Annotated in this window: 25 protein-coding genes; 10 read left to right on the top strand and 15 right to left on the bottom strand. The window is 62.3% G+C overall.

Annotation, left to right across the window (positions count from 1 at the left end; genetic code table 11):
* Positions 1–25: 25 nt before the first annotated feature.
* The 7 genes from ACP7BV_RS16530 to ACP7BV_RS16560 all read right to left on the bottom strand — a co-directional run bounded on the left by ACP7BV_RS16530 (position 26) and on the right by ACP7BV_RS16560 (position 5,997).
* Positions 26–295, bottom strand: a complete 270-nt coding sequence (locus tag ACP7BV_RS16530) for an HPr family phosphocarrier protein (protein ID WP_426105360.1) — start codon at positions 293–295, stop codon at positions 26–28.
* Between the two features lie 68 nt (positions 296–363).
* A complete protein-coding gene (locus ACP7BV_RS16535) occupies positions 364–771 on the bottom strand; it encodes a PTS sugar transporter subunit IIA (protein ID WP_426105361.1) in 408 nt (135 codons plus the stop codon).
* Between the two features lies 1 nt (position 772).
* Complete coding sequence (gene gshB / locus ACP7BV_RS16540; RefSeq protein WP_426105363.1) at positions 773–1,720, bottom strand: glutathione synthase; 948 nt, start codon at positions 1,718–1,720, stop codon at positions 773–775.
* Between the two features lie 165 nt (positions 1,721–1,885).
* Positions 1,886–3,184: a glutamate--cysteine ligase gene (gshA, locus tag ACP7BV_RS16545; protein WP_426105364.1), complete on the bottom strand. Its 1,299-nt coding sequence runs from the start codon at positions 3,182–3,184 to the stop codon at positions 1,886–1,888.
* A gap of 152 nt (positions 3,185–3,336) precedes the next feature.
* Positions 3,337–4,884, bottom strand: coding sequence for an ammonium transporter (locus ACP7BV_RS16550; protein WP_426105366.1), 1,548 nt, complete (start codon positions 4,882–4,884; stop codon positions 3,337–3,339).
* 12 nt (positions 4,885–4,896) lie between these two features.
* Complete coding sequence (locus ACP7BV_RS16555) at positions 4,897–5,235, bottom strand: P-II family nitrogen regulator (protein ID WP_426105368.1); 339 nt, start codon at positions 5,233–5,235, stop codon at positions 4,897–4,899.
* Between the two features lie 12 nt (positions 5,236–5,247).
* The gene (locus tag ACP7BV_RS16560; RefSeq protein WP_426105370.1) at positions 5,248–5,997 is read right to left on the bottom strand and encodes a TorF family putative porin; all 750 of its coding nucleotides are present in this window, start codon (positions 5,995–5,997) and stop codon (positions 5,248–5,250) included.
* Positions 5,998–6,273: 276 nt separating this feature from the next.
* On the opposite strand from ACP7BV_RS16560, the gene ACP7BV_RS16565 reads away from it, so the two are divergent.
* Both ACP7BV_RS16565 and ACP7BV_RS16570 read left to right on the top strand, forming a co-directional pair.
* Entirely contained in the window at positions 6,274–6,522 is a 249-nt protein-coding gene (locus ACP7BV_RS16565; protein ID WP_426105372.1) for an accessory factor UbiK family protein, read from the top strand.
* The gene (locus ACP7BV_RS16570; RefSeq protein WP_426105373.1) at positions 6,519–7,106 is read left to right on the top strand and encodes a YdcF family protein; all 588 of its coding nucleotides are present in this window, start codon (positions 6,519–6,521) and stop codon (positions 7,104–7,106) included. Before ACP7BV_RS16565 ends, ACP7BV_RS16570 begins: the two co-directional genes overlap by 4 nt.
* 22 nt (positions 7,107–7,128) lie before the next feature.
* On the opposite strand, the gene ACP7BV_RS16575 is transcribed toward ACP7BV_RS16570, so the two are convergent.
* Positions 7,129–8,910, bottom strand: coding sequence for a zinc-dependent metalloprotease family protein (locus ACP7BV_RS16575; protein ID WP_426105374.1), 1,782 nt, complete (start codon positions 8,908–8,910; stop codon positions 7,129–7,131).
* Positions 8,911–9,168: 258 nt separating this feature from the next.
* On the opposite strand from ACP7BV_RS16575, the gene ACP7BV_RS16580 reads away from it, so the two are divergent.
* Together ACP7BV_RS16580 and ACP7BV_RS16585 are read left to right on the top strand one after the other, a co-directional pair.
* Entirely contained in the window at positions 9,169–9,570 is a 402-nt protein-coding gene (locus ACP7BV_RS16580) for an iron chaperone (protein ID WP_426105375.1), read from the top strand.
* A 123-nt stretch (positions 9,571–9,693) separates the two neighbouring features.
* Positions 9,694–10,839, top strand: a complete 1,146-nt coding sequence (locus tag ACP7BV_RS16585; protein WP_426105376.1) for an HAF repeat-containing protein — start codon at positions 9,694–9,696, stop codon at positions 10,837–10,839.
* A 30-nt stretch (positions 10,840–10,869) separates the two neighbouring features.
* Here ACP7BV_RS16585 and ACP7BV_RS16590 read toward each other — a convergent pair whose 3' ends face one another.
* Positions 10,870–11,025: a hypothetical protein gene (locus ACP7BV_RS16590; RefSeq protein WP_426105377.1), complete on the bottom strand. Its 156-nt coding sequence runs from the start codon at positions 11,023–11,025 to the stop codon at positions 10,870–10,872.
* Positions 11,026–11,132: 107 nt separating this feature from the next.
* Between ACP7BV_RS16590 and ACP7BV_RS16595 the strand changes: the two genes are divergently transcribed.
* On the top strand, positions 11,133–11,516 hold the full coding sequence (locus tag ACP7BV_RS16595) for a TipAS antibiotic-recognition domain-containing protein (RefSeq protein ID WP_426105378.1): 384 nt from the start codon (positions 11,133–11,135) through the stop codon (positions 11,514–11,516).
* Positions 11,517–11,787: 271 nt separating this feature from the next.
* Here the strand turns inward: ACP7BV_RS16595 and ACP7BV_RS16600 are convergent, their stop codons facing one another.
* The gene (locus ACP7BV_RS16600) at positions 11,788–12,354 is read right to left on the bottom strand and encodes a hypothetical protein (RefSeq protein ID WP_426105380.1); all 567 of its coding nucleotides are present in this window, start codon (positions 12,352–12,354) and stop codon (positions 11,788–11,790) included.
* 256 nt (positions 12,355–12,610) lie between these two features.
* Here ACP7BV_RS16600 and ACP7BV_RS16605 point away from each other — a divergent pair, with 256 nt between their 5' ends.
* On the top strand, positions 12,611–14,122 hold the full coding sequence (locus ACP7BV_RS16605; protein WP_426105382.1) for a YifB family Mg chelatase-like AAA ATPase: 1,512 nt from the start codon (positions 12,611–12,613) through the stop codon (positions 14,120–14,122).
* Between the two features lie 54 nt (positions 14,123–14,176).
* On the opposite strand, the gene ACP7BV_RS16610 is transcribed toward ACP7BV_RS16605, so the two are convergent.
* Positions 14,177–14,716 carry a pyridoxamine 5'-phosphate oxidase family protein gene (locus tag ACP7BV_RS16610; RefSeq protein WP_426105384.1) on the bottom strand — a complete coding sequence of 180 codons (540 nt, stop codon included), beginning with the start codon at positions 14,714–14,716 and terminating at the stop codon, positions 14,177–14,179.
* Positions 14,717–14,856: 140 nt separating this feature from the next.
* Here ACP7BV_RS16610 and ACP7BV_RS16615 point away from each other — a divergent pair, with 140 nt between their 5' ends.
* The 3 genes from ACP7BV_RS16615 (at position 14,857) to ACP7BV_RS16625 (ending at position 17,109) form a co-directional block, all read left to right on the top strand.
* Positions 14,857–15,399 carry a hypothetical protein gene (locus ACP7BV_RS16615; RefSeq protein WP_426105385.1) on the top strand — a complete coding sequence of 181 codons (543 nt, stop codon included), beginning with the start codon at positions 14,857–14,859 and terminating at the stop codon, positions 15,397–15,399.
* Between the two features lie 7 nt (positions 15,400–15,406).
* Positions 15,407–16,648 (top strand): MFS transporter, encoded by a 1,242-nt coding sequence (locus ACP7BV_RS16620; protein ID WP_426105386.1) that lies wholly within the window; start codon positions 15,407–15,409, stop codon positions 16,646–16,648.
* Between the two features lie 116 nt (positions 16,649–16,764).
* On the top strand, positions 16,765–17,109 hold the full coding sequence (locus ACP7BV_RS16625; RefSeq protein WP_426105387.1) for a DUF1840 domain-containing protein: 345 nt from the start codon (positions 16,765–16,767) through the stop codon (positions 17,107–17,109).
* A 66-nt stretch (positions 17,110–17,175) separates the two neighbouring features.
* Here ACP7BV_RS16625 and ACP7BV_RS16630 read toward each other — a convergent pair whose 3' ends face one another.
* The 4 genes from ACP7BV_RS16630 to ACP7BV_RS16645 form a co-directional block, all read right to left on the bottom strand.
* Entirely contained in the window at positions 17,176–17,865 is a 690-nt protein-coding gene (locus tag ACP7BV_RS16630; protein ID WP_426105389.1) for a response regulator transcription factor, read from the bottom strand.
* Between the two features lie 25 nt (positions 17,866–17,890).
* Entirely contained in the window at positions 17,891–18,619 is a 729-nt protein-coding gene (locus ACP7BV_RS16635) for an LrgB family protein (protein WP_426105390.1), read from the bottom strand.
* Positions 18,612–18,959 (bottom strand): CidA/LrgA family protein, encoded by a 348-nt coding sequence (locus tag ACP7BV_RS16640; RefSeq protein ID WP_426105392.1) that lies wholly within the window; start codon positions 18,957–18,959, stop codon positions 18,612–18,614. Before ACP7BV_RS16640 ends, ACP7BV_RS16635 begins: the two co-directional genes overlap by 8 nt.
* A gap of 156 nt (positions 18,960–19,115) precedes the next feature.
* Positions 19,116–21,368 carry a pre-peptidase C-terminal domain-containing protein gene (locus tag ACP7BV_RS16645; protein WP_426105393.1) on the bottom strand — a complete coding sequence of 751 codons (2,253 nt, stop codon included), beginning with the start codon at positions 21,366–21,368 and terminating at the stop codon, positions 19,116–19,118.
* A gap of 96 nt (positions 21,369–21,464) precedes the next feature.
* On the opposite strand from ACP7BV_RS16645, the gene ACP7BV_RS16650 reads away from it, so the two are divergent.
* Positions 21,465–21,610: DUF6444 domain-containing protein (locus ACP7BV_RS16650; protein WP_426105399.1), on the top strand; the 146-nt coding region annotated here is incomplete at its 3' end.

A 21,610-nucleotide genomic window follows, 5' to 3' on the forward strand; every position in this document is an offset into this window, starting at 1 on the left:
CGGCCTGCCGTACGGTCCAGCGGCATTACTCGCCTTCGCCGAACTTGTCGTTGATCAGCGCGGCCAGCGCCTCGACACACTCCTTTTCATCGGCACCGTCGGCCTCCAGCGAGACTTTGGCGCCCTTGCCGGCGGCCAGCATCATCACGCCCATGATCGACTTGGCGTTGATGCGGCGCGCGTTGCGGGTCAGCCAGACGTCGCTCTTGAATCTGGCGGCCAGCTGGGTGAACTTGGCCGAAGCGCGCGCGTGCAGGCCCAGTTTATTGATAATCTCAAGATCTTGTTGAATCATTTTTGTTGTCGTCTTTATTGAAGGTCTCGATGCCCATGCAACAGCCTATGGCCGATGCGCCCTTAACTTTACGCCGGACCTACCCGGACCCGGTTGTCGACCCGTACCGCGCCGCTTTGCGCGCCGGCCAGCGCCATTTCGACCACCACGTCGAGCGTGTCGCGCCGGTACGTGATCGCCCGCAGCAGCATCGGCAGGCTGATGCCGGCGATGACTTCCACCCGGCCGGCGTCGGCCAGGCTGTTGCAGCAATTGGCCGGCGTGCCACCCTTGATGTCGGTGATCACCAGCACGCCGCTGCCGTCGTCCAGACGGGTAATCGCGTCGCGCGCCATGGCGTTCACTTCGAGCAGATCCTGGTCGGCGTTGACGTCGATCGCCTCGAAGCGCTCGGTGGGGCCGCGAAACACGTGCGCCACGGCGGCGATGAATGCCTGCCCCAGCGGCGCGTGGGTCAGCAACAGGATGCCGACCATATTATGCCCGCCCTGCCTGCAGCTCCAGCGCATCGATGAACATCGCGGCCACGTCAAAGCCGCTCTGGTCGGTGATCTCCTGGAAGCAGGTCGGGCTGGTCACGTTCACTTCGGTGAGGCACTCGCCAATCACATCCAATCCTACCAGCAGCAAGCCGCGCGCGGCCAGAATCGGCCCGATGGCCTCGGCGATGTGGCGGTCGCGCGCGGTGAGCGGCTGCGCCACGCCCACGCCGCCGGCGGCCAGATTGCCGCGGATTTCATCGCCCTGCGGGATGCGCGCCAGCGCGAACGGCACCGGTTTGCCATTGATGACGAGGATGCGCTTGTCGCCCTTGACGATCTCAGGGATGTAGCGCTGGGCCATGATGGTGCGCGCGCCGTTGAGGGTCAAGGTTTCAATGACTGAACCGAGATTCATGCCGTCGCTCTTGATGCGGAAAATGCCGGCGCCGCCCATGCCGTCGAGCGGCTTGAAAATCACATCCTGGTGGCGCACGTGAAAAGCGCGCAGGCGCGCCGGATCGGACGAGACCAGCGTGGGCGAGGTGTATTCGCTGAACTGGGCGATCGCCAGCTTTTCGTTATGGTCGCGAATTGCCGATGGCTTGTTGAACACGCGCGCGCCCTGGTTTTGCGCCAGTTCGAGCAGGTAGGTCGCGTAGACGTACTCCATGTCGAAGGGCGGATCCTTGCGCTGCAGGACGGCGTCGAATTCGGACAGGCGGCAGGCGGCCTTGGGAGCGGGCACGAACCAGTTGTCAAGCTGGCCGGTGAGGGTAATGTGGGCCACGTTGGCCGTGACGACGCCTTCGTCGAGCGCCATGTCGCTTTGCTCGAACGCGTGGATCGTGTGGCCGCGGCGGGCCGCCTCGCGCATCATGGCGAAGGTCGAATCCTTGTACGTTTTGAAGCCTGCCAGCGGATCGGCGAGGAAAGCGATTTTCATGGACGTTTCCAGTGGGGGTAATGAGCTGATTTTAGCCGGAAACGGCAATGTTGGCTTGACAAGGGCAGATCAGGTCGCGGGAACGCGGCGCAATGCGCGGCAAATCCCGTCTATCCGTAGGGCGCAACAGCGCAGCGCATTGCGCCAAGCGCCGCCAGGAACGCGTCAATACACCTCGGGATTGGGATCCGTGCGCTCCATCTCCAGCGACGCGGCCAGCAAGCCCAGACGCGCCACCACCCCATATACATAAAACCGGTTGGGCGCGGCCGTCCCCGGCTTGGCTTTCAAGTCCGGCACGGCATGCTGCTGGGCAAACGCCAGCGGCACATATTGCGAACCGGGGGCGTTCAAGTTCTGGTCGACCCCGCGCTCGGCATGGATCCGGTAAAAACCGCCCACCACATAGCGGTCGATCATGTACACCACCGGTTCGGCCACCGCATCCTGAACACTTTCAAAGGTCGGCACGCCTTCCTGAATGATGACGTCGGTAATTTCGACCCCATCCTTGATCACGGACATCTTGTTGCGCTGCTTGCGGTTCAGGTCCTTCACTTCGCTCGCGTCGCGCACCGTCATGATGCCCATGCCGTAGGTCCCAGCATCGGGCTTGACGATGACGAAGGGCTTTTCCTTGATCCCGTATTCCTTGTACTTCTTGCGGATCTTGGCCAGCAGCATGGTGACATTGTCGGCCAGGCATTCGGAGCCGTTGTCTTCCTGGAAATTGATCTCGCCGCACTTGGCGTGGAAGGGATTGACCATCCACGGGTCGACATCGATCAGCTTGCCGAATTTTTTCGCTACTTCATCGTAGGCGGCCAGGTGGTTGCTCTTGCGGCGCAGCGCCCAACCGGCATGCAGCGGCGGCAGCAGCGACTGCTCATGGATGTTTTCCAGGATCGCCGGGATGCCGGCCGACAAATCATTATTCAGCAAAATGGTGCAGGGATCGAAGTCCACCAGCCCCAGCCGGCGCCCATTGCTTGACCTGACCATCGGCTCGATCACCAGCATGTTGCCATCAGGCAGCGCCAGCGGCGTGGGCTGGGTGATGTCCGGCGACAGCGAGCCGAGCCGCACGTGCAAGCCCGTCTGGCGGAAAATCTGCATCAGACGCGCGACGTTTTGCAGGTAGTGGGGATTGCGGGTGTGACTTTCGGGCACCAGCAGCAGGTTGCGCGCGTCCGGGCAATACTTGTCGATCGCCGCCATGGCCGCCTGCACTGTCAGCGGCAGCATCTCGGTGGCAAGATTGTTGAATCCACCGGGGAATAAATTGGTATCGACCGGGGCCAGCTTGTAGCCAGCGTTGCGCAAGTCGACCGAGCAATAGAACGGCGGCGTGTGTTCCTGCCACTCCATCCGGAACCAGCGCTCGATGGCGGGCGTGGCCCCCAGAATTTTTTTCTCGAGGTCGAGGAGCGGGCCGGTGAGGGCTGTGGCGAGGTGGGGAACCATGGAGTGACGTCCTTAAGGCTTCATCGATAATGTGTTCCGCATAAATCGGGGCGGATTCCTTATTTTAAAGTGTTTCGGGGCCCATCAACGCAAAAAGGCGCCCCGTGGGGCGCCCGGACGACCCGTTTGCGCGGGCCGAAGGTCAGAAGCAATCAGGAATGGTAGGCCGACTCGCCGTGGCTGGTAATGTCCAGACCTTCCCGCTCTTCTTCTTCCGGTACCCGCAGACCGATGACCAGGTCCACCAGCTTGTAGGCAATGAAGGCCACCACGGCCGACCAGAGAATGGTCGTGCCGACGGCGGTTGCCTGCGTGATCACCTGGCCGCTGATCGAATAGTCGGCCGACGGCTTGTTCGCCACATAATCCCAGATGCCGGTGCCGCCCAGCGACGGCGAGGCAAATACGCCGGTCAGCAAGGCGCCCAGAATGCCGCCCACGCCGTGCACGCCGAACACGTCCAGTGCATCGTCGGCACCGATCAGGCGTTTCAGGCCATTCACACCCCACAGGCAAATAATACCAGCCAGCAACCCGATCACCAAACCGCCCATCGGCCCGACGAAACCGGCCGCAGGGGTGATGGCCACCAGGCCGGCCACGGCGCCGGAAGCGGCGCCCAGCATCGATGGCTTGCCCTTGGTGATCCATTCGCCGAACATCCACGACATGGTGGCGCAGGCGGTGGCCAGCAGCGTATTGATGAAGGCCAGCGCGGCAACGTCGCCCGCTTCGAGGGCCGAACCGGCGTTAAAGCCGAACCAGCCGGCCCACAGCAGCGAAGCGCCGATCATGGTCATGGTCAGCGAGTGCGGCGCCATGGCTTCGCGGCCGTAGCCGACGCGCTTACCGATCATGATCGCGCCCACCAGGCCGGCGATGGCCGCGTTGATGTGGACCACGGTGCCGCCCGCAAAGTCGAGCGCGCCCTTCTGGAACAGCCAGCCCGCTTTGGCGCCTTCGATGCCTGCCGAGGCGGCGTCGGTGATCATGTCAGGGCCGGTCCAGAACCAGACCATGTGCGCTACCGGCAGGTAGCTGAAGGTGAACCACAGCACCATGAAAGCGAGCACGGCCGAGAACTTGATGCGCTCGGCAAAGGCGCCGACGATCAGCCCGCAGGTGATGGCGGCAAATGTGCCCTGGAACGCGACGAAGGCGAACTCGGGAATGACGACGCCCTTGCTGAACGTGGCAGCGTAGGCGAAGGTGCCCTTGATCGGATCGAAGATACCGCCCAGCATCAGACGATCGGCGCCGCCAAAGAAGGCATTGCCGCCGGTGAACGCAATCGAGTAGCCGTAAATGCACCACAACACGATGATCAGCGCGAACACGGTAAATACTTGCATCAAGACCGACAGCATGTTCTTGGTGCGCACCAGGCCGCCGTAGAACAGCGCCAAGCCGGGGATCGTCATGAGGATGACCAGGATGGTGGCGATGAACATCCAGGCGGTGTCGCCCTTGTTGGGCACCGGCGCGGCAGCCGGGGCTGCTGGCGCAGCTGCAACAACTGCTGCTGCGGGAGCCGGCGCAGCAACCGCGGCTGCGGGCGCCGCAGCTGCGGCCGGGTCCGTTACGGTTGCCGTTGCTGCCGGCGCATCGGCCGGGGCCGCGTTTTGCGCCGCCACCGGCAGCGCACTGAAGGCGAACAGCAGGGCCGCCGCACCCAGCCATTTTGTGATCGTGTTGTTCATCGAACTTTCTCCTTAAAGAGCTTCGTTGCCGGTTTCGCCAGTACGGATACGCACGACTTGTTCCAGGTTATAAACAAAAATCTTGCCGTCGCCAATCTTGCCGGTGCGCGCAGCCGATTCGATCGCTTCGATCACCTGCTCGACGATGGCGTCGTCGACGGCCGCTTCGATCTTGGTCTTGGGCAGGAAGTCGACCACGTATTCGGCGCCGCGGTACAGCTCGGTGTGGCCCTTCTGGCGGCCGAAACCTTTTACTTCGGTCACGGTGATGCCTTGCACGTTGATGGCCGACAGCGCTTCGCGCACTTCGTCGAGCTTGAACGGCTTGATAATGGCGGTAATGAGTTTCATGCGCTGCCTCGATCAGAAAGTTTTGGAAAGGGTCAGAACGGCGCCGGTGCGGCCCAGGTTCTTGCCATTGCGGGCACTGACGTAAATATCGGTGCTGGTGTCCACCACCGCCAGCGACAGCGACGCAAAGCCCAGATCCTTGGTGACGCCGATCTTGTAGTCGTTGTAGCTCAGCACGCCAAAGTGACGGACGATCTGGCGCCCCGCATGCAGGTTCAGCATCAAACCCGGCGAGAGTTCGATGTTGGCGCCCACGTCGAGGTAGCCGCTGCCCTTGGTGTCGGCGGTGCCGAACAGGTTGGTCGTCGAGCGCGAGTACTTGATATAGGCCGGGCCGTAGCCGAGCTGGCCGTACAGTTCAAAGGTGTTCGCATCGGGATCGAGGTTGTAGGACGGATAAGCATAGTACAGGCCGCCCACGTCATAGCTCAGGCCGGGGGCAATTTCGCCTTTCTTGCCGCCGTACAGGTCGATTTCGACGTTGCCGTCGGCGCCCAGGTCATGGGTCCACTTGATGGTCGATGCCCAAACGCCGGCGTACAGGCCGCTTGGGCTGTGGGTATAGTCGGCGCCGCCTTGCAGGGCCGGCTGCAGGCGGCTCTGGGACAGGCCGCGGTAGCGATAATCGGTGGTCACGGCCGCATTGTAGGTCAACGCATGCTCAGGAACGGCATCGGCAGCCTGGGCGGCTGAAGCACCGAGTGTGGACAGGACGAGCGTGAGCGCGGCGGCGAGCGAGAACTTGGTGGTCAGGTTTTTCATTGCGATTTCCCTAATGGTTTGAACGTGTGGCGCGGTTGCGGTTTAAAATCCTGGGTGGAGCATCGGTGAAGCATCACTCGGCTACTGCTTCTTTAGCAGAAGTCGTGCCAGCTCCAAAACGGCATCGCAGGACTTGTTTTTGCGCCTGGCCTCCTTAACTTGCTCATAATAAATTGTAAAACCCGGTGGGCAGGGGTCGGAAAACACCAGGATCGCACCAACTTGATGCGGTGCGGGCACCACAACGGTGCGAATAGTCACTCACAAGGATTTGACATGGATATGAATAGTTTTTTCAACGACTTGCAAGGAAAGATCAACCAGGCCATCGAGTCTTCGCCGGCCAAGGACATCGAGAAAAACGTCAAGGCGATGATGACCCAGGGCTTTTCCAAGCTCGACCTGGTCACCCGCGAAGAGTTCGACATCCAGAACCAGGTACTGGCCAAGACGCGCGCCAAGCTCGAAGCGCTCGAGATGCGCGTGCAACAGCTTGAAGAAAGCCTGGCCAGCCAGAAAGTGTGACGCCCGCTTCCCTGTTCAGGAAAGCGGGGCTGGGGGTGCTGGGTGGCGCGGCGCTGCTGCTGCTGGCGGGCCTTGGCATCAGCGCGGCCGGCATGGCGGACGACTTGCGCCCCACCGACGTGGGCATTGTGCTCGGTTCCAAGGTCGAGCTAGACGGCCAGCCGTCAGCCCGGCTCGCCGCCCGGCTGGACCGCGGGGCAAATCTGTATGCGCAGCGCGTGTTCGCGCACCTGATCGTTAGCGGCGGCACCGGCGTCGAAGGCTTCGACGAGGCAGCCGTGATGCGCGCTTACCTGCTGAAAAAAGGCGTGCCGGCCAGTGCCATCCTTGTTGACAGCGCGGGCAACACCACTGACGCGAGCGCGCGCAATTGCGCCAGGCTGATGGCCAGCCATGGCTTTACGAGCGTCACCGTCGTCAGCCAATACTTCCATGTACCACGCACCCGCCTGGCGCTGCGGCGCTACAACATTGCCCGTATCGGCTCGGCGCACGCATATTTTTTTGAACTGCGCGATTTGTATTCGATCGCCCGCGAAGTAGCCGCCCTGCCCGCCTACTGGCTGAATAGCCGCCATCCCTGAACGCAGACTGCGCTGCGTTCGTTCAGCGCGTAATTGCGTTGCTGCCCAACCGGTTATAAACGGGCTCGTAAGCGTAGCCCGGCGCGCTGATGCCCGTCACCGTGTAGGTGAACGTGCCGCCGCTTTTGACCAGCGGCGAACTGGCAAAGGCCACGCCTGCGGCATTCGTCGTTGCCACCGCCGCGCCGGCCACGATGCCGCTCCAGTTACCCGACACCGTGGCGCCCGCAATCACGCGCCCATTGCTGTCCTTGACGGCAACGCCGGCCTGCGCATACGACTCGCCTGCCCGACTGCCCGTGCCAAGCGCCATGGTGATGGTCTCGACATGCATGGCCAGCAGCGGCGTGCTGGCCGTCGGCGCGCTCACCGTCATGGTGTAGCGGCCGATGCTGCCGTAGCTGCTGTAACCGGTACCTTGCGGGTTGCCATTGGCGGCACCCTGGATCGACAGGTAATACTGGCCTGCCGGTACCGCAATGCTGATCGCACTGCTGAGCAGCGCGGCCGGGTTGGCTTGGGCAAGCACGGCGCCGGCAGCGTCGCGCAGCGTGATCAGGATGTCGAGGTTGGGCGAACGCTGGAACGGCGTGGCGTTGATCGTGACGGTGCCGGCCGCCGCGCGCAGGCTGAACACGTCGGTGTCAAGCGGGGTTTCCACCACGCCATTGATGGTGTAAGAGCTCATGCCGTTCAGGTCGGTCGGCGACAGCGCGCGCGCCGTGCCCATGGTGTTGCCAAAATCATCGGCGGCGAACAGCACGCCGTTGCTTTGCATGACCAGGAAATCATCTTCCTTGTTGTTGGCGCCCGTGTACTCGCCTTTGCTGAACTGCACCAGTTCCTTCGAATAGCCCACGCCCATGATCGGCGCCCAGCCGGTCGCGCCGGAACCGTGGCCGCTGTAGTAACCCAGCGTGGCCGTGCCGTCGTGGCTGAGGCCCAGGTTGTGGCCGACTTCGTGCGAGACCGCCTCGGCAATGTTTTTCTCGCTGTTGCCCAGCATGTCCTGGAAAATGAAGGCGGTCTTGTAGGTTTCGACGGTATGGTCGAACACGCCCACATACGCAAAGCCGCCGCAGTTGCAATTGCCCTTGTTGCTGCCAACGGTGAAATTTTTGGTGATCAGCGCGCGCGCGCCGTAGGTGTCGTCGGTGCTGGAAACACGGGTCATCTGGTCGACGCTGGGCTGCTCGGTCGTCACGTCAACGTCGAACGGCGCATAGTCTTCGGCGACGCGGCGCCACACGTTCTGGATGAGCGCCAGTTCATTGGTATTGAAGGTGCCGGGCACGCCGTCGAGGTCGAACGCGGGGCTGACGATCGGGTCGCGTGCGTAACTGGTGTTCCAGGCCGACCCGGTGGTGGTATGGCCGTTGAAGTCAAGGTAGATCTTGCGCTTGGAACCCGGCCGCGAGTGCAGCACGAAGGTTTGTTCGGGCGGATAGATCACATTCGAGACGGCCAGGTCCGAGCCGGATGAGGTCAAGCCCTGCTCAATGAAGACCAGGCGGCCGCTCTTGTCGACCCAGGCGGAACGGTCGGTGCGCAGTTGCCTGGAAAATTCGCTGGCGCTCTTGCCGTAATGGGCTGCCACTGCCGGCAGGTGCGCGCCGAGCCTGGCGACCGCTTGCTCGCCATTGCTTTTTTCCTCCAGGCGCAGCGCGGGAAAAGCTGGCTTGACCGGCGCGCGCACGCTGCGCCCGGCGGCCGTTTGCGCAAGTGCCGCGCCAGGTGCGATGGCAGTGGCAAGCAGGACCGCGGCGGCGGCAGCGGCAAGCCGTTGTGTGGATGATGGATGCATGCAAGACTCCGATCGAGGACCAGGAAAATACCTTGGAGCAACTATATCAAGGGTCGAGCTTGTTTCACTAGAGAAATATCGCGATCGTCCGGAAGTGTATCCACACGGCAACTAAAAAGTGGCGCTTCAGTAAGGGACTTGTTCTCGATGCCACGACTGGTGATGGATCGACAGCGGCGCCGGCCACCGGTGCAAACGGCACGGCGACAAGGCGGTATAGTCAAGCCGCAGCGAGGAGACCTGCATCAAGGAGACCACATGGACGTGTTTGCCGACTACCTGGCGCACATCGCCGACCAGCAACAGCGTGCCCGCATGCACGACGTGCTGGCCTGGGTCACGGCGTCTTTCCCGCAGCTCACGCCAACCATCGCGTGGAAGCAGCCCATGTTCACCGATCACGGCACCTTCATCATCGGCTTCAGCGTGGCCAAACAGCATATGGCCGTTGCGCGGGAATTGGTTGGCATCACCCATTTTTCGCAGAACATCCTGCGCGCCGGCTTTCAGCGCAGCAAGATGCTGGTGCGCTTTCCGTGGGACCGTCCGGTCGACTTTTCACTGCTTGGAAAAATGATTGAATTTAATCTCGCGGACAAGGCGCACTGTGTTACTTTCTGGCGCAAATTTCGCAACATTGTGCCAGCGCCTGCTAGCTGATGAGACCGGTGCACTGCCTTGTGCATTCCCAAGGGCGCCCGCAGCGGCGGGCCTTAGATTGGTTGAGGGCCGGCTACCGCCAGGCCCGGCGGCAGTTGCCGCGACCAATTATTGGAGAATGCCATGCAAGCGCACCATCGTCTTTCCCGCATCATGCTGTGCCTCACCGTTGGCCTGGCCAATGCCGCCTGGGCCTACCCCGAATACCGCGTCACGGTGGTCGGCCCTGCCAACAGCTACGCCACCGACATTAACAAAGATGGCGTCGTCACCGGCGACTATTACATCAACGGCAGCTCGCCGCGCGGCTTCTTCAATCGCGGCAAGGGCGTGGTGTATCTGGGCACGTTTGGCGGCACGTCGAGCAATGCCGTTGCCATCAACGACAAGGGGCAAATACTGGGACAATGGACCACGACCGCCGGGCAAGTGCGCGGCTTGATTTACTACGCGGGAACGCGGCGCGACATCGGCATCATTCCCGGCCACAGCACGCGCTATACGGACATCAATAATGGCGGCTTCATCATCGCCCAGGGCACCCGGGAAGGTATGGTCGGACCGCGTAGTTTCCTGCGCGCGCCGGACGGCAAGTTGACCGATATCGGCACGCTGCCTTTCGATGACCCGATCGCGTACGCCAGCGCCATCAACAACCACAACACGATCGCCGGCGCCTCGGGACCGCTCACCTTCCCTGACCAGCCCTTGCGCGCCTTTACCTGGTCGCAAGGCGTGATGCGGGACCTGGGCGACTTTGGCTTCGCGCCCAACTATGGCGAGGCGATCAACGATTGTGGGCAGATTACCGGGTCGATGTCGGTACCGTACGGGCCGCACAATCGCATCGCGTATCTGTACACGAACGGACGGATGATCGACCTGGACGGGCGCCCCGTTAGCGCCGAGCGTGACAGCGCCGGAGCCGGAATCAACTGCCACGGCCATGTGGTCGGTTCCAGCAACCATCTTTCGGGCTTTGTGTATCGCGGCAGACGGATGCAAAGCTTGAATGCGCTGATTGACCCGGCGCTGCACTGGGATATCTTTTCCCCGCAAGCGATCAATGACGCGGGCCAGATTGCCGCCAACGCCATGCGCCACGGCGTGCAGTACGCCGTGCGCCTGGACCTGATCCGGCCGATGACCGCGCGCGTGCCGGAACTGGAAGCCGATGCCGCGACGCTGGCACCGGCCATCAGCGAGGCCGAGGCCAAGGCAGAGGCGCAGGCACAGGCGCGCGAAGTGGTGCATCCGGTTCAGCAGTAGCGAGCGTCCCCGCGATTGCCGGGCCTGGCTTTACGCGAGCGGCTTGTTGACGATTGCCATGCGCTCTGCGAAGGCCCTGCACAGCGCATCAAATGCGCTCGGGTCGGGCATGCAGCTTTCATAAATGACGAGCTCGCTCCGGGTGTGCGCAATGCACAGGCGGCGATACTTGCGCATCACTTGCATGTTGACTTGCCTGACATGCGCTTTTCCAACACAACCCCATTGCAGGAACTTCTCGCCACTTGGTTGCGACATGTACCACAATAGTCATTTTCCGAAATTGGATTTCCATGACACTTAAAAATTCCACCCCAGAATACCTCAAACAATGCAGGCATGCGCTTCATGAGCAGCAAACGAAGTCGCTTGCTGAAACAGAAAATTGGTCGCACGTCGACAAGCAGCAAGTGCATATCGACTGGGACCTCTTGTACAAGGAGCTGGCGCCGTTAGTGGACGATTCGCTGCCAACGTCGCCGCAAGTGCAGGCCTTGATGTCACGTCACTATTCAATCGCTGTCCGGTTCTACTCGCCCACACAGGAGGCCTACATTGGGCTGGGCCTGTTTTATCAGGACAACCCGGATATGAAGGCTTATCACAATGCCTTTCACCCTCTCATGGTGGATTTCCTTGGCGAGGCCATCTTTGTCTTCGCCCAGCGCAATCTGTAGCTCATAGGTTGGCGTCGTCGGGCACCTGGTTTTTCCAGACCCAATTATGCAATCTGCCGCGCGGCTCGATGTGATCCGGCCGATGACCATGCAGGCGCAGACCGAGGATGGGCGCGTCCAGCTAGGCCGGCTGAAGCCAAGGCGCAAGATGACGCGCAGACGCGTTAATTACTGATCCGGTTGCGCAATAATTTGAGCGCACACCCGGATCCGGCCACGCGCCGCAGGTTTCTCTATCAAGAAACGGAAGCGTTGGCGCAGGACGTCGGCTCTATTTGACGGCGTCGGGATCGGCCGCTGCCTCAGCCCTGGCTTCAGCGGAGCGCGTGTTTGCAGCTGCAACGGTCACGGTCGCTTTGCGGCCCAGCGCAGGAAAGGCCTTGCGCGCGGCCGCCAGTTGCTCCATCACGGACAACTTGACCAACTCGTTTTTGATCACCGTCGCGCGCACCATCTGTTTTGCCATCGCACATGCTTTTAAAATCTCGCCACGTTGCTTGTACAGCTCGTACTGTTCGCCGACCTCCTTCGGCAATCCAACCACGGCCGCCGCACGGCGTTTCTTGAGCGCTTCCATGGTGGCGGCGAACTCGTCCGACGGCTTTCGCGCCTTAAACCGCGCAGCCTGTGCCTTTGTCATGCCCGCTTCAATGGCTCGGTACTCGGCATGCGGGCCGTCGACATAGCTCTCCCATTCGTCGTCCAGTATTTTGTATTCGGCCGGAAAGGCAGCGACGACTTTCTGCGCGGTCTCACGGGTGTCACAGTCGTCGGCAAAAGCCGCGCCCGCCGCGGCGAACAGTGCAATTGCCAGGGTAAAGCGCAAAGGGGTGTGCATAGTTGCCGATCTGCTTGATTATCTTCACTCGCAATATACAGGAAAAAATATTGTCGAATAAAACATGGTTTGTCATCAGGACAATGAGACAACCGGGTCAGTGCCGACCTTGGACACGGCCTGAGCGAGAACGTCTGCTCCGCCTGCAACCGGTACAAATTTTTCTGCCCAGCCCGCACCTTTGGCCGCTCTCAACAAGTCATGGTCAGCGAGGACTACCATCTGCCGATCTTAGTTCGTTACCATCAGGAGCGCCATGAGCCTTGCCGTTTTACGCAGCCGCGCGCTGGCCGGCATGGAAGCGCTGTGCGTGAGCGTCGAGGTGCACTTGGCCAACGGCTTGCCGGGCCTGACCATCGTCGGCCTGCCCGACGCCGAAGTGCGCGAATCCAAAGACCGGGTGCGCGCCGCGCTGCAAAACGCGGGCTTTGAATTTCCCGCGCGCAGGATCACCGTCAACCTGGCGCCGGCCGACCTGCCCAAGGAATCAGGCCGCTTCGACCTGCCCATTGCGCTCGGCATCCTGGCTGCCTCCAAACAAATTCCCCACGCCGAGCTGGACAACTATGAATTCGCCGGCGAGCTGTCGCTGTCGGGTGAATTGCGCCCTGTGCGCGGTGCGTTGGCGATGACGTTTGCCATGCAAGGCGGGGCCAATCCGCGCGCTTTCATCTTGCCCATGGCCAACGCGGACGAGGCGGCGCTGGTCAGCCAGGCGGCGATCTATCCCGCCCACACACTGCTGCAGGTGTGCGCGCATTTCACGGCGGGCGGCAAGGAAAGCCGGCTGCTGCGGCATCGCCCGCGCCACCCTTGCAAGGCGGCCGACTACCCGGACTTTGCCGACGTCAAGGGCCAGGTCGCGACCAAGCGCGCGCTCGAAGTTGCCGCGGCCGGCTTGCACAGCCTGCTGATGATCGGCCCCCCCGGCGCCGGCAAGACCATGCTGGCGGCGCGTTTTACGGGCTTGTTGCCGCCTATGTCGGACCAGGAAGCGCTCGAGTCGGCGGCGGTGCAGTCGCTCACCGGCGGCTTTAGTGCCGAGCGCTGGAAAGCGCGTCCGTTTCGCAGTCCCCATCACACCACCTCGGGCATTGCGCTGGTAGGCGGCGGCGCGGTGCCGCGACCGGGCGAAATATCGCTCGCGCACCACGGTGTCTTGTTTCTTGATGAACTGCCTGAATTTGATCGCCGCGTGCTGGAAGTGTTGCGCCAGCCGCTGGAGTCGGGCCGCGTGACCATCTCGCGCGCGGCGCGCCAGGCTGACTTTCCGGCCCGCTTCCAGCTCATCGCGGCCATGAACCCCTGCCCCTGCGGCTACTTGGGCCATGCCTCTGGAAAATGCCATTGCACGTCCGAAGGCGTGCTGCGGTACCAAGACCGCATTTCCGGCCCCTTGCTCGACCGCATTGACATGCAGATCGAAGTGGCAGCGATGGATCCGCTCACGCTCTCGGGCGCCGCGGACGGTGACTCGAGTGCTGCCATTGCAGCGCGGGTCAGCCTGGCATACGAGCGCCAACTTGCCAGGCAGCACAAACCCAACCAGCGGCTGACAACGCGCGAAATTGACCGCTATTGCCGCCTTAACAGTGCCGGCGAACAGTTGCTGCGCCGGACCATGCTGCAGCTGCACTGGTCGGCGCGCGCCTACCACCGGGTGCTGAAAGTGGCCCGCACCATCGCGGACCTGGCAGGCACCGACAGCATCTCGGACGAAAATATCCAGGAAGCGATCCAGTCCCGGCGCGGCTTGCGCGAGCGCTGAGACGGCCAGACGACCGTCGCCCTTGCCGTCACCTCAGCCGGGAGCCGTCAGCCTTCAGCCAGTAACACTGAGCCTGCCCTCGATCGAATCGTCAAGCGTCACGCCAAGCGTCGCGCCGATCAGCATCTTGACCCCGGCTACCGCATTGCCGTGCTTGGTATCCCAATAGTAGCCATGCGACGGCGTCACTTTGATCACCGTGATGCGCGGATCGTCCTCGCCCCCGGTAAACCAGGTCTTGAGCACAAATTTCCACAGCTCCTTGATCTTGGCCTTGTCGCGCGAGACGGTCGCCTTGCCTTCGAGGTGCAAAAATTCGGAATGGGGCGAACCCTGGAAAAACAGCCGCACCGCCGGGTTGTTCTTGAGCTCCTCGTTCTTGTGGCTGTCGTCGGCGCTGAGAAACCACAGGTTGCCCTGCTCGTCGACTTGCTGCACGCTCATCGGCCTCGCATCGATATTGCCGTCGGGCGCAGCGGTGCAAAAGAAGCACGTCTGGGCTTGCTTGATCAGCCCGGCCATTTTTTCAATGGCTGCGGCGCCCGTCAAGTCTTCATGATTGTGTTCCGGCTGGTTTTTGTTGATTGAGTCCATGTTATTTCTCCGTCGAATTTGTCCCGGACAAATAATACGACGTCGCGAAGGCGCCGTTGGTTCGCCGTTTAACGCTGCGGGGCAATGGGGCCGATAGCCAGATCCTGCCGCCGCACGGCAAGTCCTGATAACATTCGTGTATGCGATCTTCTTTCCCACACATTTTTACGGCCACCCTCGCCATGCTCGCGCTGGCAGGCTGCAGCCCGGAATTCAACTGGCGCGACTACAGCAGCGAAGCGGCGCCCTACCGCGTGATGTTTCCCGACAAGCCATCCACGCATACGCGCACCATCGATCTGGACGGCATGAAGGTCGACATGACCATGACGGCGGCGCAGGTCAACGGCACCATGTTCGCCGTGGGCACCGCCGAAGCGCCCGATGCGCAGCGCGCCGAAGCGGCGCTGGGCGCCATGAAGAGCGCGTTGATCAAGAACATCGGCGCCACCATCAAGAACGAAAAAACAGGCAAGGCATCGTCGGCCAGCGGCAGCGCACGCGAGCGCAGCGCGGCCATCGATATCGAAGCCACCGGCTTGCAGAAAGGCGAGCCGATGCGCCTGGTCGGCCATTTCGAGTCGCGCAACAAGCGTTTTTACCAGGTCGTCGTCATGGGCAAGGAAAAAGACTTAACGCGCGAAAACGTGGACATGTTCATGTCATCCTTCACGCTGCAGTAAGCAGCGCATGCACGCAACCTTGCGCGGCCCGCGCGCCGCCCGCGTTTTCCTGTGTTTTGCGCTCGGCTACCTGCTCTCCTACGCGCTGCGCTCGGTCAACGCCGTGATCGCACCGTCGCTGGTTGCCGAGCTCGGCATGTCGAATGCCGACCTGGGCTTGCTCTCCTCCGCCTACTTTGTTGCCTTTGGCTGCATGCAACTGCCGCTTGGCATCTGGCTGGACAAGTACGGCGCGCGCCGTACCGAGTCAGCCTTGCTGCTGTGCGCGGCGGCCGGCGCGATTGTGTTTGCCACCAGCACCTCGCTGACCGGCCTGTGGCTTGGCCGCGCGCTGATCGGGGTCGGCGTGGCGGCCTGCTTGACGGCGTCGCTCAAGGCTTACCGCCAGTGGTTTTCCCTGGAACAGCAGCCGCAGCTGGCGAGCTGGATGCTGGTGGCGGGTACCGCCGGGGCGTTGGCGGCCACCTTGCCCGTGACGCTCGCGCTGCCGTCAATCGGGTGGCGCGGCGTGTTTTGGCTGGTTGCCGCGCTGCTGGTGATGGCGTCGGCCGCCATTTTTTTCGTGCTGCGCGATGTCGAACACAGCTTTCCACCGCTTGCGCAGCCAGGCGCGGCGAGCGTGGGCGATGGCGGCTATCGCCGCATTTTCGCCAATGCCTATTTTTGGCGCATGGGCCTGCTGGGCTTGATTAATCACGGCATCTTTTTTGCGCTGCAATCCTTGTGGGCCGGCCCGTGGATGACGACCGTGCTTGGCAAAACCCAGCAGCAAACCAGCCAGATTCTGTTCGTCTTCAACCTGGTGCTGATGCTGTCCTACCTGGTGCAGGGCTGGAGCGTGACGCGCCTGCTGGCGCGCGGTTGGAACATGCACACCCTGATTGCCATTGGCATCACCGGCATGGTGCTGGCGCAGGGCGCCATGCTGCTGACCAGCGCGCCGGCCGCGTGGCTGTTGTGGCTGCCTCTTGCGCTATGCGTACCGGTCACGGCACTGGTGCAGTCCCATGTCGGCATGGCTTTTCCAGCTGCGCTGGCGGGCCGTGCCGTTTCGGCGTATAACCTGCAATTGTTTTTCGGCGCCTTTGTCGCGCAGTGGGGCTTTGGGCTGCTGGTCGATGCGCTCAAGGCGCACGGCACTGGCGCCGCTGACGCGTTTCGCACCACACTGGCGGTGGCGGTTGCCCTGCAGGCAGCGGCACTGGTGTACTTTGTTCTCAGTCGCGCGGTGCCCCCGAAAAAACCTTGAATGGACCACGGTATATGGTAAAAGGTGGCTATGGGCGCGCACGGTTGCGCACGAGATGACCGCGCGCCCGCTTCGTGTTATCGTTTCGTCATGAACCGCACAATAAGAAAGTTTTTATGTTAATTACATTTACCTCCAAAGCAGCGGCTGAAGTGCTGATGTACAAAGACCACGCCAAGCGCATCTTGGACTTGCTCCACAAGGATACCGAGCGCGGTGTGATCACGGCCGCAGAAGCGGCGCAAGCGGTCACGATCATCGAAGCAGAAATCGCGGAAAGCCGCAAGCATGCGGCCTCCGAAGATGTCAAACGCGACGTCGACGCCCATCACAGCGAGTCGCGCGAAGACAGCGAGCACGAAGGCGCGCAAATCGTCAGTTTTTCCACGCGCGCCTATCCGCTGCTGGAAATGCTGCGCGCAGCCAAGGCCGGCGGCCACGACGTCCTCTGGGGCGTCTAAGCGGCGGCCTGCGGGCCTTACAAAAAATCCAGCTTTCGGGCTGGATTTTTTTTGTTCATTGCAAACTTACGGGCTGTCGTCGGTGGCAGTCAGCTTGTATCCCAGCCCGGGAAACGTGCGCAGCATCGGGAACCCGAAAGGCTTGTCGATGGCTTGGCGCAGCGCGTGCAAATGGGTGCGCAGCGCGTCGCTGTCGGGACGGTTTTCGCCCCACACTTCGTGTTCCAGCTTTTCGCGCGGCACCAGGCTCGGTGCTTCGCGCATCAGGCAGCGCAGCAAAATATAGCCGGTCTTGGTTAACGCCAGCGCAACGCCGGCGCGGCTGGCTTCGTAGGTTTCGGTGTTAAAGGCAAGTTCGCCCACGCGCAGCACGGGCGAAGCGCGGTGGCTGCCGCGTGCGCGGCGCACCAGCGCGCGCAGGCGCATGTCAAGTTCCACCAGCGAAAACGGTTTGACCAGGTAGTCGTCGGCGCCGCTGTTAAAGCCCGCTTCCTTGTCGTGCAGCGTGTCGCGCGCTGTGAGCATCAGCACCGGTACCGAACTGTTCAATTCCCCGCGCAGCTTGCCGCAGATGTCGAGGCCGGAAAGTCCCGGCAGCGTCACGTCAAGCACGATCACGTCGTAGGGATGCTGGGCGGCCAGCGCAAGGCCGGCGTAGCCGTTGGCGGCAGAATCGAGCACGTAACCCTTGGGCTCCAGAAAGCCATACAGGTTGGCGACAATGTCGGAATTGTCTTCGATGATCAGGATGCGCATGACTGCATTCTAGAGCACAACTGTACTAGAAAAATGTTTTCATCAGCAGCGGCACCAGCCAGGGGGCCAGCACCGCTGTCAGCACGCCGTTCAGGCCCATGCCCAATACCGCAAAAGCGCCCATTGCCGGACTGACCTGGATGGCGCGCGCGGTACCGATGCCATGCGCGGCAACGCCCAGCGCAAAACCACGCGCTTCCGGACTGGCAATGCGCAGCAGGTCGAACAAGCAACGCGCCGTGACGGCGCCGACGATGCCGGTGCTGATCACCATCACGGCCGTCAGTGCCGGCATGCCGCCCAGCTGTTGCGAGGCGGCCATTGCGATTGGCGTGGTGGCGGACTTCGGTCCGATCGACAAGGCCAGCAACGGCGACCCACCGAAGGCTTTTACCAGCAACACGGCAGAGACGATAGCCGTGACCGATCCTGCGCACAGCGCGCACAGTACCGGCAGTATCACCTTGCGCACGCGGGGCAACTGGCGGGCGAGCGGAATCGCCAGCGCGACGGTCGCCGGGCCCAGCAGAAAGTGGACGAACTGGGCGCCGGAAAAATAGCGCTGGTAAGACATGCCGGTCAGGCTGAGCACGGCGCCGATGAGGACGATGGCAATCGCAACCGGATTGGCAAGTGGCGAAAACCGGCAACGGGCATGGATGGCGTGCGCGCATGTGTACGCGGCAATCGTCAGCGTGAGTCCGAGCAAAGGCGATGAGGCGAGGTAGACCCAGAACGCCCCCACGTCATTCATGTTTGTCCTCCTTGAGCGCTGCGCGCATGACGAGCGCCGTGACGGCGAGCGTGAGCCAAGTGCTGGCGATCACGGCGCCGACGATGGCCGGCCACTGGCCTTGCAGCGACGCCGCCGCAACGAAGATACCCACGCCGGCCGGCACGAACAGCAGCGACAGGTGCTGCAGCAAGGCGTCGCCGGTGGACTGGATTTTGTCGAGCAGGGACGGCCGCATCACCAGAAGGCAAAACAGAATCAGCATGCCGATGACGGGGCCGGGAACCGGCAGACGGAAGGCAAAGGCGATGCCTTCGCCGATACACTGGCACATCAGGAGGATGGTGAACGTGAAGAGCATGGTCAGGCGTCGGTGGCAAAGGTGAACGCCGAGATTACCGCATATACGCGTCGCAGGTGCAGCGACCGTGCGGGCCGTTTGCGCGCGCCAAATAAAAATGCCGCTGAGTCTGCACTCAGCGGCATGCCAGCATCTTGCAGTTGCTTGCCTTGAGAATCAGTACTGGAGCACCGTCAAGGAGTAAGCGCCAGTGCGCCCGCTGTAATAGGTCGTCGCCTCGATCACGTAGGTACCGGTAACGGGCAAGGTAATCGACCCTGCCGAGGCCGGGATGCGCGAATTGGTGCCGCCGCCGCCGTCATCATCGCTGGCAACGAGTAAATTGGTCGGGCTCTTCAAGTACAGGTAACTGTCGAACGCACTCGAAGACAGCTGGATGGCGACCCGCTGGCCCGCCGTGCCGCTGAAGGAAAAGCGGTCGGTATAGTAGCCAACCCCGCGCGCGCCGTTGCTGCAGTCGGTGCCGGCAAGCGTGCCCGCCGTGCCGACTCCGATGGTGACGGCGGTCACCGGGCAGGTGGCGGGCACTGTGGGCGGCGTACTGGTGGCGGCCGACTGCGCCACGTTGTACGCGTACCCGGCGATGTTCAGGTTGACTGCCCGCGCCGCGCCCGTATTGGGCGCCACCGTGTAAGTGACGGTGCCATTCCCGCTGCCCGCCGCGCCTGCGGTGAGCGTGATCCAGCTTGGGACCAGGGTGGTGGTCCAGGTGCAGCTGGCGCCGCGCGTGACATTGACGCTGCCGTTGCCGCCGATTTCACCGAACGTTTGGCTGCTCGGGAAGATGAATGTACCTGCTGCCGGATCGCAGCCGACCGCATACGCGCTCTGGCTGAGTACAAAGCTGCGGCCGGCGATCGTCATGGTGGCGCTGCGCGCCGCGCCGCTGTTGGCCGCGACGGTGTAGTCGATCCAGTCCAAGCCGATCGCGCCGGAGGGATTGCGCGTGACGATGACCCACGACGGCGTCCCGGCAACACTCCATGGGCATCCGGCAGGAACGCTGACAGTGACGGAGCCGCCGCCGCCGACGGCCAGATGGCTATTGCTGTAGATGCTAAGGGTGGGCTGCACCGACGTGTCGCAGGTCGGCTGGCGGAGCGTCTGCTGCGCATTGAAGTCGAGATTGGCAACCCGCATGGTGGCGCCGCGCGTGTAGGTTGTGCCCAGGCCGGCGGTCATGCTGATCACGGCACTGCCAGTTCCCGTGGTGCCGGAATTGATGGTCAGCCACGATGGAATACGCGTAATCGACCACCGGCAGCCGCTGGGAATGGTCAGACCCAAGGTCGCGCTACTGCCGCCTTCGCCCGTGAACGTGATGCCTGGCACGGACAGCGCAGTATTGAACATGGCGCAGTTTTCGTTGAAAAGCTGCGCTGCGGCCGTTGGGCCTGTGTAGCCGCCGGTCAGCAGTACTTTGCCGTTGCCCAGCAAGCTCACCGTATGGTTTTTCAGTTGCTCAGTCAGATGGTCGGCATAGCGCCATTGGCCAGTAGCCACGTTGTAATCCTCGACGACATCGTGCGAAATATTGTCGGCGGCCGTGCCCCCGAAGAGCGCGACATTGCCATTCACAAGCAGTTGCGCAGTATGGCCGTAGCGTGCCATGCCAAGCGAGCCGGTGGCCGTAAAGGTGCCGGTGGCAGGGTCGAACAGTTCCGCGACGACAGGTTGCGGCGAATTGCCACAGCCGCCAGCAACGAGAACCCGGCCATCCAGCAGCTTGGTGGCGCTTGCCATGTAGCGCCCGAAGGCAAGCGGTGCGGCAACGGTCCACACACCGGTCACGGGGTCGCGCAATTCCGCGTTCAAGGCCATGCCGCCGGCGAGCAGGTAGCCACCGACGACCAAAATCCGGTTATCGGCCAGCGCGACAGCTTCGAAATTATTGCGGGGGATGGCAAGCGAGCCGCCAGGCATGAACGCGCCGGTCAGCGGATCGTAGACTTCGGAGGACGTAGTGTTGCCCGTACTCGAGATGACGACGATTTTTCCGTCGGACAGGGTGACGGCTTTGGCGGCGCTGCGCGCGACGCCGAGCGTAGGTCCCATGGTCCAGGTAGCGCTGGCGGCGTCGTAAATTTCCGTGCTGGCCAGGCTGACGTTGGCAAAATTGACTTGCCCGGTACCGCCAATGACGATGATGCGTCCGTCGGGCAAGAGCGCGCTGGCATGCGCCGTGCGCGCCACGTTCATCGGCGCTGTGGGGGTAAAGGCGCCGGTCAGCGGATCGTAGATTTCTGCGCGGTTCGTCATGCTGCCGGCATTACTGGTGCTGAGCGTTCCACCGCTGATCAAGATCCGGCCGTCGGGCAAGGGTGACGCAGTGTGGCTGAAGCGGCCAACGGACATGGGTGCGGTCAGGTCAGTGGCGCTGGCAAAGGGCAGCGCGGTGGCAAGGCTCAAACAGATGGCGCAAGCACGGAAAAACGTGACTATTCAGCCTGAGCGCACAGTGTAGAAAGTTGTTGTAAACAAATCTTAGATAACGCATCATGGGGCATGCCACCAAAACCGCCGCGCCCCGACCTTACTAATCTGTCCGATCAGGACAAGGACAGACTTATCGACGCGCTGTTCGCGCGTCTCGACGCTGTTGAGGCGAAACTGGGAATGAACAGCCAGAACTCGAGTAAGCCCCCGTCGTC

It is taken from the genome of Massilia sp. TSP1-1-2, assembly GCF_049896185.1.
Lineage (GTDB): Bacteria > Pseudomonadota > Gammaproteobacteria > Burkholderiales > Burkholderiaceae_D > Telluria_A.

What these genes read in the sequence shown, in the direction of transcription:
- ACP7BV_RS16615 (WP_426105385.1), top strand. Translation starts at nt 14,857, where the DNA reads ATGCGATCTTCTTTCCCACACATTTTTACGGCCACCCTCGCCATGCTC.
- ACP7BV_RS16590 (WP_426105377.1), bottom strand. Translation starts at nt 11,025, where the DNA reads ATGCAAGTGATGCGCAAGTATCGCCGCCTGTGCATTGCGCACACCCGG.
- ACP7BV_RS16595 (WP_426105378.1), top strand. Translation starts at nt 11,133, where the DNA reads ATGACACTTAAAAATTCCACCCCAGAATACCTCAAACAATGCAGGCAT.
- ACP7BV_RS16620 (WP_426105386.1), top strand. Translation starts at nt 15,407, where the DNA reads ATGCACGCAACCTTGCGCGGCCCGCGCGCCGCCCGCGTTTTCCTGTGT.
- ACP7BV_RS16625 (WP_426105387.1), top strand. Translation starts at nt 16,765, where the DNA reads ATGTTAATTACATTTACCTCCAAAGCAGCGGCTGAAGTGCTGATGTAC.
- ACP7BV_RS16630 (WP_426105389.1), bottom strand. Translation starts at nt 17,865, where the DNA reads ATGCGCATCCTGATCATCGAAGACAATTCCGACATTGTCGCCAACCTG.
- ACP7BV_RS16575 (WP_426105374.1), bottom strand. Translation starts at nt 8,910, where the DNA reads ATGCATCCATCATCCACACAACGGCTTGCCGCTGCCGCCGCCGCGGTC.
- ACP7BV_RS16535 (WP_426105361.1), bottom strand. Translation starts at nt 771, where the DNA reads ATGGTCGGCATCCTGTTGCTGACCCACGCGCCGCTGGGGCAGGCATTC.
- ACP7BV_RS16605 (WP_426105382.1), top strand. Translation starts at nt 12,611, where the DNA reads ATGAGCCTTGCCGTTTTACGCAGCCGCGCGCTGGCCGGCATGGAAGCG.
- ACP7BV_RS16530 (WP_426105360.1), bottom strand. Translation starts at nt 295, where the DNA reads ATGATTCAACAAGATCTTGAGATTATCAATAAACTGGGCCTGCACGCG.
- ACP7BV_RS16585 (WP_426105376.1), top strand. Translation starts at nt 9,694, where the DNA reads ATGCAAGCGCACCATCGTCTTTCCCGCATCATGCTGTGCCTCACCGTT.
- ACP7BV_RS16550 (WP_426105366.1), bottom strand. Translation starts at nt 4,884, where the DNA reads ATGAACAACACGATCACAAAATGGCTGGGTGCGGCGGCCCTGCTGTTC.
- ACP7BV_RS16635 (WP_426105390.1), bottom strand. Translation starts at nt 18,619, where the DNA reads ATGAATGACGTGGGGGCGTTCTGGGTCTACCTCGCCTCATCGCCTTTG.
- ACP7BV_RS16555 (WP_426105368.1), bottom strand. Translation starts at nt 5,235, where the DNA reads ATGAAACTCATTACCGCCATTATCAAGCCGTTCAAGCTCGACGAAGTG.
- ACP7BV_RS16565 (WP_426105372.1), top strand. Translation starts at nt 6,274, where the DNA reads ATGGATATGAATAGTTTTTTCAACGACTTGCAAGGAAAGATCAACCAG.
- ACP7BV_RS16580 (WP_426105375.1), top strand. Translation starts at nt 9,169, where the DNA reads ATGGACGTGTTTGCCGACTACCTGGCGCACATCGCCGACCAGCAACAG.
- gshB (WP_426105363.1), bottom strand. Translation starts at nt 1,720, where the DNA reads ATGAAAATCGCTTTCCTCGCCGATCCGCTGGCAGGCTTCAAAACGTAC.
- ACP7BV_RS16560 (WP_426105370.1), bottom strand. Translation starts at nt 5,997, where the DNA reads ATGAAAAACCTGACCACCAAGTTCTCGCTCGCCGCCGCGCTCACGCTC.
- gshA (WP_426105364.1), bottom strand. Translation starts at nt 3,184, where the DNA reads ATGGTTCCCCACCTCGCCACAGCCCTCACCGGCCCGCTCCTCGACCTC.
- ACP7BV_RS16640 (WP_426105392.1), bottom strand. Translation starts at nt 18,959, where the DNA reads ATGCTCTTCACGTTCACCATCCTCCTGATGTGCCAGTGTATCGGCGAA.
- ACP7BV_RS16610 (WP_426105384.1), bottom strand. Translation starts at nt 14,716, where the DNA reads ATGGACTCAATCAACAAAAACCAGCCGGAACACAATCATGAAGACTTG.
- ACP7BV_RS16600 (WP_426105380.1), bottom strand. Translation starts at nt 12,354, where the DNA reads ATGCACACCCCTTTGCGCTTTACCCTGGCAATTGCACTGTTCGCCGCG.